This is a genomic window from Pelovirga sp. (genome assembly GCF_059864205.1).
In genome coordinates this window covers 24,183-39,567 of the sequence record NZ_JCBCBS010000090.1, presented here as the reverse complement: position 1 = coordinate 39,567, position 15,385 = coordinate 24,183, and the positions used below count along the sequence as shown (strand labels likewise).

14 protein-coding genes and 1 tRNA gene are annotated in these 15,385 nt (G+C 52.1%); 9 read left to right on the top strand and 6 right to left on the bottom strand.

Annotation, left to right across the window (positions count from 1 at the left end):
- Window positions 1–105: 105 nt before the first annotated feature.
- A tRNA-Arg gene (locus tag AC6F7T_RS06280) sits at window positions 106–182 on the bottom strand.
- Window positions 183–358: 176 nt separating this feature from the next.
- On the opposite strand from AC6F7T_RS06280, the gene AC6F7T_RS06275 reads away from it, so the two are divergent.
- Window positions 359–529 (top strand): hypothetical protein, encoded by a 171-nt coding sequence (locus tag AC6F7T_RS06275; protein WP_500717146.1) that lies wholly within the window; start codon window positions 359–361, stop codon window positions 527–529.
- A 380-nt stretch (window positions 530–909) separates the two neighbouring features.
- On the opposite strand, the gene AC6F7T_RS06270 is transcribed toward AC6F7T_RS06275, so the two are convergent.
- The 3 genes from AC6F7T_RS06270 to AC6F7T_RS06260 are packed head-to-tail and all read right to left on the bottom strand — an operon-like array spanning window position 910 to window position 3,259.
- Window positions 910–1,716 (bottom strand): cytochrome c3 family protein, encoded by an 807-nt coding sequence (locus tag AC6F7T_RS06270; protein WP_500717145.1) that lies wholly within the window; start codon window positions 1,714–1,716, stop codon window positions 910–912.
- Complete coding sequence (locus AC6F7T_RS06265; RefSeq protein WP_500717144.1) at window positions 1,713–2,813, bottom strand: cytochrome b N-terminal domain-containing protein; 1,101 nt, start codon at window positions 2,811–2,813, stop codon at window positions 1,713–1,715. Before AC6F7T_RS06265 ends, AC6F7T_RS06270 begins: the two co-directional genes overlap by 4 nt.
- 11 nt (window positions 2,814–2,824) lie before the next feature.
- Window positions 2,825–3,259, bottom strand: a complete 435-nt coding sequence (locus tag AC6F7T_RS06260; protein ID WP_500717143.1) for a Rieske 2Fe-2S domain-containing protein — start codon at window positions 3,257–3,259, stop codon at window positions 2,825–2,827.
- Between the two features lie 372 nt (window positions 3,260–3,631).
- On the opposite strand from AC6F7T_RS06260, the gene hpt reads away from it, so the two are divergent.
- Both hpt and AC6F7T_RS06250 read left to right on the top strand, forming a co-directional pair.
- Complete coding sequence (hpt, locus tag AC6F7T_RS06255; RefSeq protein ID WP_500717142.1) at window positions 3,632–4,165, top strand: hypoxanthine phosphoribosyltransferase; 534 nt, start codon at window positions 3,632–3,634, stop codon at window positions 4,163–4,165.
- Between the two features lie 81 nt (window positions 4,166–4,246).
- Window positions 4,247–5,326 (top strand): DUF3426 domain-containing protein, encoded by a 1,080-nt coding sequence (locus AC6F7T_RS06250; protein ID WP_500717141.1) that lies wholly within the window; start codon window positions 4,247–4,249, stop codon window positions 5,324–5,326.
- 107 nt (window positions 5,327–5,433) lie between these two features.
- On the opposite strand, the gene fdxA is transcribed toward AC6F7T_RS06250, so the two are convergent.
- Complete coding sequence (gene fdxA, locus AC6F7T_RS06245; protein WP_500717140.1) at window positions 5,434–5,601, bottom strand: 4Fe-4S ferredoxin; 168 nt, start codon at window positions 5,599–5,601, stop codon at window positions 5,434–5,436.
- Window positions 5,602–5,868: 267 nt separating this feature from the next.
- Here fdxA and AC6F7T_RS06240 point away from each other — a divergent pair, with 267 nt between their 5' ends.
- Window positions 5,869–7,134 carry an acetate/propionate family kinase gene (locus AC6F7T_RS06240; protein WP_500717139.1) on the top strand — a complete coding sequence of 422 codons (1,266 nt, stop codon included), beginning with the start codon at window positions 5,869–5,871 and terminating at the stop codon, window positions 7,132–7,134.
- Between the two features lie 304 nt (window positions 7,135–7,438).
- On the opposite strand, the gene AC6F7T_RS06235 is transcribed toward AC6F7T_RS06240, so the two are convergent.
- A complete protein-coding gene (locus AC6F7T_RS06235; protein WP_500717138.1) occupies window positions 7,439–8,611 on the bottom strand; it encodes a rhomboid family intramembrane serine protease in 1,173 nt (390 codons plus the stop codon).
- A 103-nt stretch (window positions 8,612–8,714) separates the two neighbouring features.
- Here AC6F7T_RS06235 and AC6F7T_RS06230 point away from each other — a divergent pair, with 103 nt between their 5' ends.
- The 5 genes from AC6F7T_RS06230 to AC6F7T_RS06210 all read left to right on the top strand — a co-directional run bounded on the left by AC6F7T_RS06230 (window position 8,715) and on the right by AC6F7T_RS06210 (window position 15,346).
- The gene (locus AC6F7T_RS06230) at window positions 8,715–9,326 is read left to right on the top strand and encodes a TRIC cation channel family protein (protein ID WP_500717137.1); all 612 of its coding nucleotides are present in this window, start codon (window positions 8,715–8,717) and stop codon (window positions 9,324–9,326) included.
- A gap of 30 nt (window positions 9,327–9,356) precedes the next feature.
- Window positions 9,357–10,010, top strand: coding sequence for a fumarylacetoacetate hydrolase family protein (locus tag AC6F7T_RS06225; protein WP_500717136.1), 654 nt, complete (start codon window positions 9,357–9,359; stop codon window positions 10,008–10,010).
- Window positions 10,007–10,903 (top strand): DUF2520 domain-containing protein, encoded by an 897-nt coding sequence (locus AC6F7T_RS06220; RefSeq protein WP_500717135.1) that lies wholly within the window; start codon window positions 10,007–10,009, stop codon window positions 10,901–10,903. Before AC6F7T_RS06225 ends, AC6F7T_RS06220 begins: the two co-directional genes overlap by 4 nt.
- A 135-nt stretch (window positions 10,904–11,038) precedes the next feature.
- Window positions 11,039–13,126: an HDOD domain-containing protein gene (locus AC6F7T_RS06215; RefSeq protein WP_500717134.1), complete on the top strand. Its 2,088-nt coding sequence runs from the start codon at window positions 11,039–11,041 to the stop codon at window positions 13,124–13,126.
- 63 nt (window positions 13,127–13,189) lie between these two features.
- Window positions 13,190–15,346 (top strand): EAL domain-containing protein, encoded by a 2,157-nt coding sequence (locus AC6F7T_RS06210; protein ID WP_500717133.1) that lies wholly within the window; start codon window positions 13,190–13,192, stop codon window positions 15,344–15,346.
- The last annotated feature ends 39 nt before the right edge of the window (window positions 15,347–15,385 follow it).

Below are 15,385 nucleotides of genomic sequence, written 5' to 3'. Positions count from 1 at the left end.
CGAGGGTAAGGGTCAAAACCACAAGTGGATGGGCACGAGTTGGGCACAGGATGGGCACAGACACAAAAAAAGGGTCAGCTAAATCCGCTAACCCATTGATTTTATTGGCGCGCCCGAGAGGATTCGAACCTCTGACCTCTGCCTCCGGAGGGCAGCGCTCTATCCAGCTGAGCTACGGGCGCATGGGGCACGTTTATACGTCATCCGCAGCCTGAATGCAACCGGAAAGATCGCCAAAAACCTTGGTATGGAACCCTTCTTCACCATATAATAGAGCAATAAACTTTTTTTTTGGAGCGCGGATCTCCGACGAATGGGCAACAACTGCCGAACCTGCCGGAGCAGGAGCATTGTCTAAATGATCATCAAGCTGCTGGTAGTTGTTATAGCTGTGCTTGTCGGCGGCTGGCTTGGCTGGCTGGCTGGCAGCCCATGGGGACTAATGACAGCCTATTTTGCCGCAGTAATAGGCGCTTCTATCGGCCTATATATCGGACGCCGGATCCAGCGCAATCTTGACGACGATTAAAGTTAACAGCAGTCTAACCAGTCGTTGTCACAGCGCACCATACGCGTGCGGCGCAACAGATAACTGAGGTACAACGGACAGGCATCGTGGTCATCGGTTTGACACAATAGTTGCCACATCAGTGTCACCGTTGCAGGACGTTGACAGCAGCTTGACCGTTCGCAGTAAAGCGGGCAGGTGACACCCAACTGATGGGATCTTTCATTTGGGCTAACAGCAACCGACATAGGGCAATCTCCTTTTGGAATCTACAAAGGGCTGTTACCAGGATGCCGATTAAGTGTTGGAATTGTGCAAGAGCGATGTTTGGTTTATATGAAAAAAGCGGCAACCACCTTGACGATGATTCCCGCTTTTTTTCTCTCATATAACTGACCTTCCTATTTGTGATCCTCATAGGTGCGTCGGATCAGCAACGCGACACATCCCCCCAGGATCAACAACAGCACCAGCGCACCGCCGGCGATCTTGCGCCGGCCAAGGGTTTTTTCCAGCTCGTCAATGGTTGCCTTGGTTTCTTCCAGTGCGGCATCAAAACCAGCTGTTTCGGCACGGATTTTTTCGATATCGACACTATGAAACAGGCGCCGGAAGTTGTTACGAGTCGAAAACAGGTCATCCTGCAGGCGGCCGATATCGAACCCGACCCGATACAAAGAAGCGACGGAAGATTCCAGACGACTGAGCACCCCCTCGGTAGTACTGATCTCCTCTTTGATCAACGCCGGTTTATCGTAACTATGGCAACGCGAACAGCTGACCTCGTTGATCAGGTCGATGGTAGCCACCTGCACCGCATGATTTTCATGGCAGGTGACGCAGTTGGGACCACCAAATTCAACCACCTGACCGTGCAGACTTTCGCGATAGTCCTCTTCGACCCCGACATGGCAACGACCACAAAAAGCCGGCACCGCGGCATATTCCGGCACACCGATGAAGCCGCGTTCGGCAGTCATGGCATTGACATAATCGGTGGGGTCGCCACCATGGCAATCATGACAGGAAACCCGATGGCGCGCATGGATACTGGTATGCCACTCTGCTGTCGGAATTTCACCCAATTGGCCGGAAAGCCCACTATGGCAATCGATGCAGACACTGGTGGTTTCAGCAGAAGCGCTGGAGCCAGTCAGTAAGAGAATGGCAAGAAGGAACAACAGATTGGTCAGAAATGTTTTTTTCATGAGTAATGCCCCCACAGTGACAAGCCGACAAACACCAGAATCCCCAGCAGGTAAAGGGTGACAAACAAGGGTCGGTGAGCCGGTCGCCGCTCCAGCCCCCGGTCAAAAAACGGTAACATGGCGAGAAAACCCATAGCCACCCCCTGGGAGGCTAGACCAAGAAGCTCATTGGGGAATATTTTCAGCGCCTGATAAGCCCACAGGAAGTACCACTCCGGCTTGATATTTGGAGGGGTAAAGAATGGGTCGGCAGGTTCCAGCGCATCCGGCGGAATAAAGAGCCCTGGCGCGAAGAAAGTGATAGCCACCAGCAGCGCCAGAGCAAAAAAGACCATGGCTGTATCTTTAATGGTGTAATTGGGATGAAACGGCACGCCATCATGATGCTCTTCGTGATGGAAGCTCAAGGGCATATCGGTCGTGCGATAGTCATCACCAAAAGGTGGCTTGGAGATACCAACGCGGCGGACACAAAACAGATGAAAACCGACCAGGGCTAAAAACGCCAAGGGCAGCCCCATGACATGCAGCGCAAAAAAGCGCCCAAGGGTAGCTTCATTGACGGTGGGCCCGCCACGCATGAATGCGACCAGTTGATCCCCAATAATCGGTATGGCACCGGCAGCATCGGTAGCTACAGTTGTTGCCCAGAAAGACAGCTGACTCCAGGGAAGCAGATAACCGGTCAGACAGAATACCAGTCCCAGATTAAACAGAATAAAACCCGAGATCCAGGTTAACTCACGTGGGCGCTTGTAACTGCCCATGAAAAGAACCGAGAGCATGTGCGCCAACATAAAGACAATAATCAGATTGGAGCCGACCACATGCAGATAACGGATCAGCCAGCCATAGGGGATCTCGTTCATGATCATGGTGACACTGGTAAAAGCCTTTTCTGTATCGGGCACATAGTAAACCAGCAGCAGGGTTCCGGTAAGAAACTGTAAGCCAAACATCGCCAGCAGCACCGCCCCCAGGGTGTACCAGATATTGATATTGCGCGGCAGTAAATAGCCGCCAAGGTTCTTGTGCATTAATTCACGAACGCCCAGGCGCCGATCCAACCAGTCAATTGCTTCTTTAGCAGGATTCATTGTCTACCTCCTTAACCGATCAGAATGTCGTCGCCGTCAAGGATTACCGGATAGGTATCCAGGGCGCGTGGCGGTGGTCCACCGAGAACCTGGCCGGAAGGGGCAAAGCGACCGGCATGGCAGGGGCAGAGAAATTCCTGCGACTCATCAATCCATTTAACAATGCAACCCAAGTGGGTACAGACCGCACTCAAAGCGACAAACTCTCCGGCCCGTGGTTGCAATACAACCGCCGGCCGCCCCTGGAAAGCAAAGAAATGGGCACCGCCAATCGCCACCAGATCGCGGGTAACGCGCACCTGGTTGTCCTCACCGCCACGATCAACAGGCGAAAGAAAACGGAACAGCGACCAGCCAAAAGCGCCGGCGGCAAAGGCACCAATAGCCGCCAGGATAATACCCAGAAACGTTCTTCTCTCATTAGGGGAGGCAGGGGCTTCGCTCATAGGAACTCCTTGATGATGGTTATACAGACTGCGTCGGAAATCGCCACAACGCGGTAAATTCTGACCATAGAAAAAATATGAGGGGGACTATAACACAATGGTTACGTCAAGATAATAATGGATGAGCTTTTTTTAAATACTTTTTTTATCCCATTAAAGCACTCTTGTCGCTCCTTCTGTTGCAAGAGGCTCATTTCATACGAACAACAAACCCGACAATTCCTCAAACCACCCCCGCTAAAGCAGAAAATCTCAATGAATACAAGGTGTTTTTACAACTTTAAAGAATCGTTGGGCAATGCCCTTTCAATTGACAGGAGTTATTTCTTCCTGCTATAGGTTGCTCCTATTATTTTTGATCAGGGAGCAGCAATGTCAATAACGGAAAAAGAGCAAAGCATCCTCTATTCACGAGAACGTATCGCCGTCGAAGTCGAGCGTTTAGGCGCCGAAATTTCCCACGATTTTGCCGATCAGGAGGTTATGCTGATTGGTGTTCTGAAGGGTTCTTTTATTTTTATTGCCGACCTGATTCGGGCGATCAAGGTTCCGACCGTTGTTGATTTCGTCCGGTTGGCGAGCTACGGCTCAGAAACCAGCACATCAGGCATCATCGAGTTTCGTAAAGGGCTGGAAATGCCCATTCGCGGCCGCCATGTGATCATTATCGAAGATATTGTCGACAGCGGTTACACCCTGGAATGCCTCTACCACAAATTATTACTCCAGGAACCGCAATCGCTTAAAATCTGTACCTTGATTGACAAGCGTAAACGCCGCGAAGTTGATATTGAGGCCGACTATGTCGGTATCACCATGGATGATGGCTTCATCATCGGCTACGGCCTTGACCACGACGAACGCTATCGTAACCTGCCAGACATCTATCTGGTTAACAACACCTGACAGCATTCTGCGCATCAGCCGACATGGCCGCCGATTGATGTGCTGAAATACTCATGGATAAGCTCCAACAGGAGGTCGCATATGGTTATCACCTGCCCTGAATGTTCCACCCGTTTCAAGGTCGCCGCTGAACGCATCCCGGATGCCGGGGCAAAGCTACGCTGTGCCCGCTGTCGGCACGTTTTCATGGTGTACAAAGCGGTAGCCGCAGAAACAGGCTCAGAAGCATCAACAGCGGCGCAAAAAGAAGAAGCCCGGGAGGGTTTTTCCCCGGAATCGGGCGCGAATAGCGAAGCTGAGCCACCGGCACATGAAAAAATAGACACTTTTTCTCGCGACCAGTTCGTCATTCCTGACGATCCGACGGACTTCAGTGATATTGAAACCAATGACAGCGAATTCGACTACGACCGCTTCCGCGAACTCGATAGCAGCGACGCAACCGCTGAAGACTTTACTTTTGGCAACGATGAAGAGCTGGCGCCCCCTCCAGCAGCAGACACTGAACCTGTTCCCGAATCTGGAAAAAAGCCGCTTGATACCCCTGTGGAGCAGGCAGAAGCCAGGGAACTGTACGCCGCTTCCGCAACAAAGAATAAAACCACGGCAGCTCCCGGCAGCTCGGTTTTTTCGATTCTGATCAAGGCCATGCTCCTGATCATTCTGGCGGCGCTGATCGGCGGTGGAGTCTATATCTATGTGGACGGACCGGAAGCCGTCAATGAAAAGCTGAAGCAATTTTTTGGTCAGACGACCGAAGAGTCAAACGGCATTAACCAGATTTCTCTGGGGACACTGGAAGGACGGTTTTTGAGAAATGAACATGTCGGCGAGATTTTCCTGATTCGTGGTGAGGCGATCAATAATTTCAACCAGCCTCGTTCCGCCATCCAGGTCAAGGGGGTATTGTACGATCAGCTCGGCAAACCGCTGACCCAAAAAACCGTCTTCTGCGGCAACCCGATCAGCGATGAACAACTGCGCACCCTTCATTTTGAGGAACTGGAGCAGATGATGGGGAACCAGTTTGGCAAAGACTTAAGCAACATGAAGGTCGACCCGCGCAGAAGTATTCCTTTTGATATTGTCTTTAGGGATCTGCCGGAAAACATTGCCGAGTTCAGCGTCAATGTCACCACTTCCCGCCCGCCTGAGCGCTAAATTTACGCCGCCCGCCCTGCTTTTTTTCCACCAGTTCGACAGCGCAAAAAAAAGCGGCGACCGTTAAATAACAGCCACCGCTTTCACCTCATTCGGTATGGAAAGGATCAGACCCCGCTGATCGCATCCACCGGACAGGAGTCAACGCAAGCGCCACAATCGGTGCAGGTTTCCGCATCGATGGAGTAGATGTCGCCTTCGGCAATCGCGTCGACAGGGCAGGTTGATTGGCAAGCGCCACAAGCAATACATTCGTCAGAGATTACATGAGCCATGATTTTTCCTCCTGAAAAATTAAGTTCTGGTATCACCAGGCACGGTTATACCCTCGCAACAGGTGGCACTTTACCCGATCTCAACCTCCCTGTCCAGACCTGAAAAACACTTGCGAAAAATGAGCTAATCGCGCTAGCCTGTACGCGCAATTGGACCAGTGTTCTGTTATGTTTAAGTGGCTGTCGCCGGCAACCCCACCATGATTATCGGACGATCGTGAGGGTCACCGATCCATTTTCTACATTGATTATAAAGGAGATTGCAACATGGACATTCTGGCTTTGAACTGCGGAAGCTCGTCGGTAAAGTACCAGTTGTTTGACTGGAAACGCAAGGAAGTCATTGCCAAGGGGATGGTCGAGCGCGTTACCATCGGCGATTCTTACATTATCCACGAAGTACCAGGGCGCGACACCTACCGTGAAGAGTACGAGTGTCCCGATCATAAAACCGCTGTTCATCTGATTGTTAAAACCCTCAGCGGCAAGGAGCACGGCGTTGTTACCAACATGAACCAGATATCTGCTGTCGGCCATCGGGTGGTTCATGGTGGTGAACAATTCACCTGCTCGGTGCGCATCGACGAGAACGTACTGGATGCTATCAAGGAGGTTCAACACCTTGCTCCATTGCACAATCCACCAAACATTTCCGGCATTGAAGCGGCCCAGGCGGTTCTTCCTGATGTCCCGCATATTGCCATTTTTGACACCGCCTTCCATCAGACCATGCCGGAACATGCCTATACCTATCCGGTGCCTCACGAGTGGTACACCAAGCACGGCGTTCGGCGCTACGGCTTTCATGGCACCAGCCACCTCTATGTATCCAAACGTGCGGCTGTCCTGCTCGGCAAAAAGCCGGAGCAATGCAACATCATCACCATGCACATCGGCAATGGCGTTTCCCATAGCGCCATCAAAAATGGCGTGTCGGTGGACACCTCCATGGGGCTGACTCCCCTTGAGGGGGCGGTGATGGGAACCCGCTGTGGCGACATTGATCCGGCGATTCCGGCCTTTATCATGGAGCGCGAGGGACTGACCCCTAAAGAGATTGATAGTGTTCTCAATAAAAAATCGGGAATCCTTGGTATCACCGGCGAGTTTACCGATCGTCGCGATGTGATCGAGGCCGCCGAAGCCGGCAACGAGCGTTGTCGCCTCGCTCTTGAGATCGAATCTTATCGGCTGAAAAAATATATTGGTTCCTATTGTGCTGCCCTCGGTCGCCTTGATGCCATTGTCTTTACCGCCGGTGTCGGTGAGATGGGATGGCTGATCCGCGAAAAAGCCCTGGAGAACCTGGAACACATGGGGATCACACTTGACCGTGAAACAAATCGCAACACCATGACCCGCAAGCGTGAAACGATGATTTCCACCCCCGACTCACCGATCAAGGTGTTTGTTATCCCGACCGACGAAGAGCTGGTTTTTACCGAGGACGTCGTTGCCATACTCGAAGACACCTACACAGATCACATGAATTTCAGCTACTCCTTTGCTCGCGATACGTTTCAACGCAGCTAGCACCCTGTAAACCATAATCTATCGCATCTTGCGACATTTCTTGAGTTACAGGGTACTGGTTGATATAAATTTGAGGCCGTCCATCGTGGCATATCAGCGGGATGGACGGTTGATTTTTGGTAACTGTTCAGCACCGGATCTTCGGATCCTATGTCAAGGGACGCGATTGTTTCCCGTTGGGTCATCCATGACCGCTTATTGTCGCCGTCCATGGCGACAAACACCCTTGTCACAGGAGCCAAAGGCCCTGCGCAAAAATAACGGCAGAAACAATCTCAACCCGGCAACAATCTAACGCCCCTGATCACAGGGTAAATGGACCACCTTCCTCAATCGAGCGCAGATAAGCACGCGCCCGGGCAATTAATTCCTCATCGCTGGACAGATCAATCGCCGCGAGAAAATAATGATAAGCGCTGGTCAGATAACGCGGATTTTTTACCATTGCCTGCCCTCCCCCCAGATACGCCTGAGCAAGGTCAACATCGCGTGGGCGTTCGGCAATTAATCGGCGAAAAAGAATCAATGCCTCCTGATTGCGTTCCTGGGCCAGCAGATAATTGCCAACCGCAAGCAAATCTGCGGTCGCAACCTGCTGACGCTCTTCGCGACTGTTCAAACTGAAATAACAGTGCACCGCCTGGTCAAGATTCGCCTGATTGATGGCTGGACAGATGCGGCGCAAAGATTCCAACGGTGTATGCCGTCGCCGCGACTCTGACGCCGGGCGTTGGGGAAACAGCTGGCGGTAATGATTCCCCCCCCAGGCAACACCTAAGCCCGCAAGAAAACCGCCGATATGAGCACCATGGGCAATTCCGCTGCCTTGGGTACCGCTGACAATAAACGGCAGCAGATTGTCGATCAGCAGATAAAAACCGAGCAATAATCGGGCCGGCAGAAGAATCGTCGTTACCACAAAAGGAAACAAAAAGATCAGGCAGCGCACCCGGTTTTTGGGAAACCACAGAAAGTAACACCCCAGCACACCGAAGATCGCTCCGGAAGCGCCGATCAGGGGAATGTGGGAACGGAGTGAAAACAGCGTGAAAAAAAGTGTCGCCGCCACACCGCACCCCAGATAAACCAGCAGATAGCGCCAATGACCGAGCCGGTATTCGACATTGTTCCCAAAAATATAAAGAAACATCATATTGCCGGCCAGATGCATCAAACCGCCGTGCAGAAACAGGGAACTTAAAAGAGTCGGCAGTGAGGCAGCCGCCGGCCTGAAACCGTATTTGAACACCAACAGATCGTGCGCGCTCAGGTGCGTAAGCAGCTCTTGAGCCGACACCCTGCCGTACAAACCAAGTGATCTGAGATATTCCAATAGCAACGGATCAGTCAAATCGACCGAGGCACGGGTAGCCGGGAAGGAAATGAGAAGAAAAACAGCAATATTTATTGCCATCAGCCCCCAAGTGACATAGGGGCGACCAGGCGGCTTGGGAGTATCAGCAATAGGAAAAAACATTGCAATCCTGTCGGTTGGCAGGCAAATATACTAACACAGAGTCGGCGCAACCGGCACAGCGGTTGTCAGTGCCCAAATTCTCAACGCAGAGAAAGTTCTGGCCATGAGCCTATTGTTTATTCTTGACATGATCGGCACCGTCGCTTTCGCCGCCTCCGGCGCCTGGGTCGGTGTACGCAAGGAGATGGATCTGTTCGGTGTTGTTTCCCTCGGCATGGTCACGGCCATCGGTGGCGGCACCCTGCGCGATCTGCTCCTTGGTGATCTGCCCCCTTTTTGCCTGCAGAACGAAATCTATTTCTGGGTGCCGGCAGCAACGGCGGTACTGGTTTTTGTCATGCATCGCCACCTGCCCAATCTGATGCAACCACTGCTGTATCTGGATGCCATTGGTTTAGGTACCTTTGTAGTGATTGGCGTCAGCAAGGCCCTGCTGTTTGAAACCGGCCCCTTTGGTGCCGTGTTGATGGGCGTACTGACAGGCACCGCCGGCGGGGTTATCCGCGATATCCTTGCTAACGAAGTCCCTTTGATCCTGCGCCAGGAAATTTACGCCTCCGCCTGCATTTTTGGTGGTATTATGCTGGTCATTCTGACGCGTCTTGAAGCGCCTGAGCAGTTGAATCTGCTGCTGGTTGCCGGCAGCGTTATTCTGATCCGGGTACTGGCTATCCACCGTAACTGGTCGTTACCCAAAGCTCGCACAGTGCAGTAGTTTTTTAACCGACTCGACAAGGACACCAGCATGCGTCAGATTAAATTCACCAACGGCATCACCCTCAACCCCGGCAAGATCATCGGCCTGGGGCGCAACTATCTCGATCACATCCGCGAACTTGGCAATGCCGTACCGGATCGTGCAGTGATTTTCTGCAAGCCTCAGAGCAGTTTGCTCGAAAATGGCGGCACGATCATTCTGCCTGACTTTGCCCAAGAGTGTCATCATGAATTGGAGCTGGCCGTAGTGATTGGCAAAAGCGGCAAGAAAATCGCCGCAGCCGATGCTCTTGACCATGTTACCGGCTATGCTGTCGCCCTTGACCTGACCCTGCGCGACCTGCAGACCCAACTCAAGGAGAAAGGGCTCCCCTGGGAAATCGCCAAAGGGTTTGACACCTCCTGCCCTCTTTCTGACGTTGTTCCGGCTGACCAGGTGGCTACCCCTAACAACCTTGAGTTGCAACTGAAGGTGAACGGGTTGATTCGGCAGCAGGGCAATACGGCCCAGATGATGCGTTCAATTGAAGAAATCATTGCCGAGATCTCCATCTACTTTACCCTCGAACCGGGCGACATCATTCTTACCGGAACCCCGGCCGGCGTTGCCAAACTGAACAGTGGCGATACCCTCGAGGGAAGTATCGACCAGGTCGGCACACTCACCGTCGAGGTTGCATGAGCAGCCGTTTTGCCCTGATCGGCCCCGGTCGGGTCGGTGCGGCCATTGCCAGAGCCCTGTTCGAGAAGGGCTTTCAACCGGTCGCCATTATTGGTCGCAACGCACACACAGCGCATGAAGCCTGTTCTTTTATCGGCTGTGATGTGGATCTGGCAACAACGGATTTGCACGCTGCGGCCCCTGCCAAGCTGATTCTGATCGCGGTGCCAGATGATCAAATTGCTGCCGTTGCACGCCAACTTCACCTCAAGCAGATAGCCCAATCGGACTCTGTCCTGCTTCATTTCAGCGGTGTTCACCCGGCCGCCATTATGCGTCAACCACAAGGGCAAACGTTCCTGTTTTCCCTCCATCCGCTGCTCCCTTTTGCCGACCGAAAGCAGGCGTATGAACGATTGAGCCGTGTTTCTTATTTCGGTGAAGGGGATGTGGCCGCTTATTCCGCTGCCGCGACCCTCTGTAATGCCCTGGGGGGACAACTCCAGTTCATCAGCTCCCAGATGAAACATCTTTATCATGCCGCCGCCTGCCTGGCCTCCAATTATCTTGTCACCTTGATCGCGGAGGCTGGTTCTCTACTGGAAGAATGCGGCATTGACCCGGCCCGGGGGGACACCTGTCTGCTCCCGCTACTCGAAGCGACCTTGCACAATGTCGCCACCTGTGGCACAAAAAAAGGGCTGACCGGCCCCATTGTGCGGGGTGATATCGGCACCCTCACGGCCCATCTGCAGGCATTGGAAACCAGTACCACGGGTCTGCTTGACCTCTATTGTCTGCTGGGCAACAGAACCGTGCAGCTGGCCGAAGGTTCGGGTCGTATCAGTACAAGCATGGCGGAAAAAATACGTGATCTTCTTAATGATAGGATCTTCACTAATAAAGTCACATGAATTTATTAAAATACTTGCCTTTTTCCCTTGTTTTAGTTAATTAGATATATCTATTAGTTGTAGTCGGCTACCCATCAGCCCAACTGCCGGCATGTGGCAGCAGAATTGTCGAATCTACTGAACATCAGAGAAGCAATGAATATCACTTGCAGCGACAAAAAAAGCTATAACATCTCCAACCTCCCCACGGTCCCTCATCTGTTGGTGGAACTGCTCAACCTTTGTCATCAGGAAGATGCGGGTTTTGACAAGTTCGCCGAGATGATCGGCAAAGATACCGGGCTGACGTCGAGGGTGATGCACATTGCCAACACTCCGGCTTTTCGACAATGGAACGATGTCAGTGATCTGCGCCGTTTTTTGATCGTGCTGGGTATGCACAACCTCAAAACCATTGTTACCACCTCTGCGATTGAGCAGTTTTTTTACCAGTTCAGCAGTGCCTTTAATCACCAGTTACGCCAGATCTGGGTGCGCTCCATATGTTGTGCCAATCTGTGCGAACGGCTGGCCCGCCTGCTTAACTATCACAAACCCGGAGAAGCGTTTTTTGCCGGCCTGCTCCACCAGTCCGGCATGCTGATCCTGATGATGAACGATTGTGACAATTATCTCCAGTTGCTGGACAGTTATTACGAGACCCCCTACAGTTTCTGTGAGCAGGAAAGAGCACTTCTACAAATCGATCATTGTGAGCTCGGAGCACTGCTGGCGCAGAGCTGGAAACTCGATTCCTTTATTGCCGATGCCATCCAATTTCAACGCGCTCCTACTGATGAGTTACGCAGTGCTCCGACCCTGATAAAAATTCTCGCCGTTGCTGCCCGCTTTACCGGGAGCCGCAAACCTGACGACAACCCCACAGCGCTGGCTAGAGCGACGGAGCTTCTCGGGCTCACCTCCGAAACAGCCCTTACCTGCCTTCATGAAGCGCTGGACAAAAGTATCGCCATGCTGACCGCACTAAGTATTCCGGATGCCGCCTCTCTGATCAACCAACAGCAGGAATCAGGTCTGCTGTCCGAGGATAAAAAATCGGCCCCGCAACTGCGCGAGGCAGTTCGCCGGGTCGCTCTGAGCCGGGCTGCTGCACCTGGCCTCAGCAAGGATATGATAACTTTTGCCAAGCAGGTTAGAATCAGCTTCTGCTCGGTCTTTCCTTTGCAGCAACTGCTGCTGCTGCGTTACGATGAGAAAAAAAATTGCGTCATTCCGATCAATGATCTTGGCTTGCATCAGTTAGAGGATCTGGTCTGGGAAGAATCTGACAACAAAAGTCAAATTATTGCCGCCCTCAACTCCGGCAGGGAAGAAACCCTGACCACAGACGGTTCCACTATCGCCGATCGGCAATTACTCCGCCTGCTTGACAGCACAACAGCCACCCTGATCCCCCTGATTGACCAGAATACAAAAATCGGCGTGATAGCCCTGGGGCTGGGCCGTGAAAAATCACCCCTGGCGGCAACCGACAAGGCCCTGTTATCTTTGTTTTGCGAGGAGGTCGCCCGGCGCCACGCTGCTCTCAACAAAACCCTGGATAATTCTCTTGGCATGGGAGCAAACCGATTCAGACAACTGGTGCATGAAATCAGCAACCCCTTGTCAATTATCAACAACTATCTTTATGTTCTTGGCAAAAAGCTTCACCAGGAGGATGCGGCCCAGGAGGAGTTGCGCACCATTTCCGAAGAAATTGAGCGGATTGGTCGCATCCTGCTGCACGCAAGGGAGAATACCTCAGGCGTTATAAGCAGCCAGGATATTACCAATATTAATGAACTGATATCCGAGCTTGATCGCATCCTGAAAAACTCACTGTACACGTCGGGACACATCCAGTCGGTTCTGCAGCTTGACAGGACATTGCCTCCGGTTCGCTGTTCTGCCGACAAGCTCAAACAGGTGTTGATCAACCTGCTTAAAAACGCCGCGGAAGTTCTTGAGTTCGGTGGAACCATTCAGGTTTTCACCCGGGATAATATTTTTCAGGATCAACAGCGTTTGGTTGAGATCACGGTCAAGGATAATGGCCCCGGCATTACGCCGACCATTTTACAGAACCTGTTCACTCCTGTTGTCAGTACCAAGGAGGGACACTCGGGTCTGGGACTGGTCGTTGTCAATACACTGGTAAAGGAAATGGGCGGCAGCATCTCGTGTTTTTCAAGTCCGGCAACCGGCACCGAGTTCAAAATACTTCTGCCACGTGAGATCGCATGATACACTGCACATCCATCTACTAATGACGACATGCTGATACCTGGGGGGAGAGAATGATGGTATATGTTAATTCTGATTATTGACGACGAAATCAAGGTAGCGCAGAGCCTGCAGAGCATCCTCAAGCTGGATGGGCGCAACTCACAGATTGTGACTTCCGGCAGCGAGGCGTTTTCAGAGTTGTCACGCCGGCAGTACGATATCGCGCTACTTGATCTGAACATGCCGCAGGTTGACGGCTTCGCCGTTTTGGAGCACATCAACAGATACCATCCGCAGACCAATGTTATTGTCGTCAGCGGTGAATCTGAAATAAGAAAAGCCGTTCATGTCTTCAACGCCGGAGCAAAAGACTTCGTCCGCAAACCCTACACTCCCGAAGAACTTCTTTTTTCCGTCAACAACGTCTGTGAAAAAATCCAGCTTGAACGTGACAACAAAGCGATGATCGAGACCCTGCAGGAATCGGAAGCACTGCACAAGTTCATCGTCCACAATTCACCTGACCTTGTCTACATGCTCGATCAACATGGCAATTTTAACTTCGTGAATAAAAACAGCATTGATCGTTTAGGTTTCACCAGAAAGGAACTGCTGGGCAGGCACTACAGTACGGTTGTTTATCATGAGGATCTGGATCTGGCGAACCGCTACTTCAAGGCTGACTCGACCTTGAGATTCGACGAAAAAGTGGAGTTAAGACTTCAGGGAAAAGAAAAGACCAACATCGTCTACACCGAGATCCGCACCCTGAATATCGAACGCAAGCTGGCCGGCGGTTACCGTCTCGGGCGGACGAAAAAAGCCGGACGTCATTTTATCGGCACCTATGGGGTGGCCCGTGACATTACCGAGAAAAAACGTTCAGAAGAACTCATCCGTTTTCAGCACAATCACGATCTGTTGACCGGTCTGCCCAATCGCAATCTGCTTCATGAGCGGCTAAGTCAGATGATCACGCGCGCCCAGGGCACGAATGAAACCTTCGCATTGATACTGATCGATATCAACCGCTTCAAACTCATCAATGACACGTACAGCCAGACGATCGGCGACAAGACGCTGCGCCGCTTTGCTGACCGTCTGAGACGCTGCTGCACCCCCGTTGATACCCTCGCCCGCATCGGTGGCGATGAATTCGCCTTACTACTGCCCACCGTCAATGCCCACAACGAGGCACTCCGTAGAGCCGAGCGTATCGTTGCTGAAACCGCCATGCCGATACGCGACAATGGCCACGAAATCCATATCAGCGTCAGTATCGGGATTGCAACCTATCCCGAGCATGGCAACAGCTGTGAAGACCTGATGAAAAATGTCGACACGGCGTTATGCAACCTGAAAAACCGCTCCATCAACTCCTATGGCTTCTACAATTGGTCACTGGAGAACAAAAACAGTCAGAAAGTCTTTACTGAAAACCTGATCCGACAGGCGCTGAAAAACGACCAACTGATCGTCTACTACCAACCCCTCTTCCACCTCAACACCATGAGGGTCAGCAGCCTCGAAGCCCTGGCAAGGATCCAGTTGCCTTCGGGCGAGATCATGTTGCCTAACCAGTTTATCGAGACAGCCGAAGAAACCTCGCTGATTCTTGATATCGGTGCGCGCGTCATGGACATCGCCTGCCGGAATATCAACGAGTGGAACCGCAAAGGCCTCTTTGTGCAGGTGTCGATCAATGTTTCTGCGGTCCAACTGCAGATGGACAACTTTGCCGCAAAAGTGCTGGATCAGATCCATTACCATCGCCTCAGACCACAGGATATCGAACTGGAGCTGACAGAGAATGTCCTGGTTCAGGATCTTAAAACAACAGTTGCCAACATCGTTGAGCTGGCCGAGGCCGGAGTTAAAATTGCGGTTGATGATTTCGGCACCGGGTATTCGTCCCTCTGCTATCTTGACCGCTTACCGCTTCATACCCTCAAACTGGACAAGTCCTTTACCCAGAAAATTTCCGCAGAGAATCCGACCGATACCATTATTCCAGCAATGATCAAGATGGCAGAGGGGCTGCAGCTACGCTTTGTTGCCGAAGGAATAGAAACCCGGCAGCAACACGAGTATCTGTTAAAACATGGTGGCGCGGTTGGCCAGGGATATTACTACAGTCGCCCACTGGCAATGGGCCAGGCCACTGACTATATTCTGGCGCACATAAACACCATTGGGGATGTCCAGCCGGTCAAACAACAACAGGCGAGCTCCATCTGACCGGGAACTCGCCTGCCGCATGATTACGTCAGAACATAG

Bases quoted from the DNA above. Each gene is read 5' to 3' on its own strand.
- AC6F7T_RS06275 (WP_500717146.1), top strand. From the start codon at position 359: ATGATCATCAAGCTGCTGGTAGTTGTTATAGCTGTGCTTGTCGGCGGC.
- AC6F7T_RS06270 (WP_500717145.1), bottom strand. From the start codon at position 1,716: ATGAAAAAAACATTTCTGACCAATCTGTTGTTCCTTCTTGCCATTCTC.
- AC6F7T_RS06265 (WP_500717144.1), bottom strand. From the start codon at position 2,813: ATGAATCCTGCTAAAGAAGCAATTGACTGGTTGGATCGGCGCCTGGGC.
- AC6F7T_RS06260 (WP_500717143.1), bottom strand. From the start codon at position 3,259: ATGAGCGAAGCCCCTGCCTCCCCTAATGAGAGAAGAACGTTTCTGGGT.
- hpt (WP_500717142.1), top strand. From the start codon at position 3,632: ATGTCAATAACGGAAAAAGAGCAAAGCATCCTCTATTCACGAGAACGT.
- AC6F7T_RS06250 (WP_500717141.1), top strand. From the start codon at position 4,247: ATGGTTATCACCTGCCCTGAATGTTCCACCCGTTTCAAGGTCGCCGCT.
- fdxA (WP_500717140.1), bottom strand. From the start codon at position 5,601: ATGGCTCATGTAATCTCTGACGAATGTATTGCTTGTGGCGCTTGCCAA.
- AC6F7T_RS06240 (WP_500717139.1), top strand. From the start codon at position 5,869: ATGGACATTCTGGCTTTGAACTGCGGAAGCTCGTCGGTAAAGTACCAG.
- AC6F7T_RS06235 (WP_500717138.1), bottom strand. From the start codon at position 8,611: ATGTTTTTTCCTATTGCTGATACTCCCAAGCCGCCTGGTCGCCCCTAT.
- AC6F7T_RS06230 (WP_500717137.1), top strand. From the start codon at position 8,715: ATGAGCCTATTGTTTATTCTTGACATGATCGGCACCGTCGCTTTCGCC.
- AC6F7T_RS06225 (WP_500717136.1), top strand. From the start codon at position 9,357: ATGCGTCAGATTAAATTCACCAACGGCATCACCCTCAACCCCGGCAAG.
- AC6F7T_RS06220 (WP_500717135.1), top strand. From the start codon at position 10,007: ATGAGCAGCCGTTTTGCCCTGATCGGCCCCGGTCGGGTCGGTGCGGCC.
- AC6F7T_RS06215 (WP_500717134.1), top strand. From the start codon at position 11,039: ATGAATATCACTTGCAGCGACAAAAAAAGCTATAACATCTCCAACCTC.
- AC6F7T_RS06210 (WP_500717133.1), top strand. From the start codon at position 13,190: ATGTTAATTCTGATTATTGACGACGAAATCAAGGTAGCGCAGAGCCTG.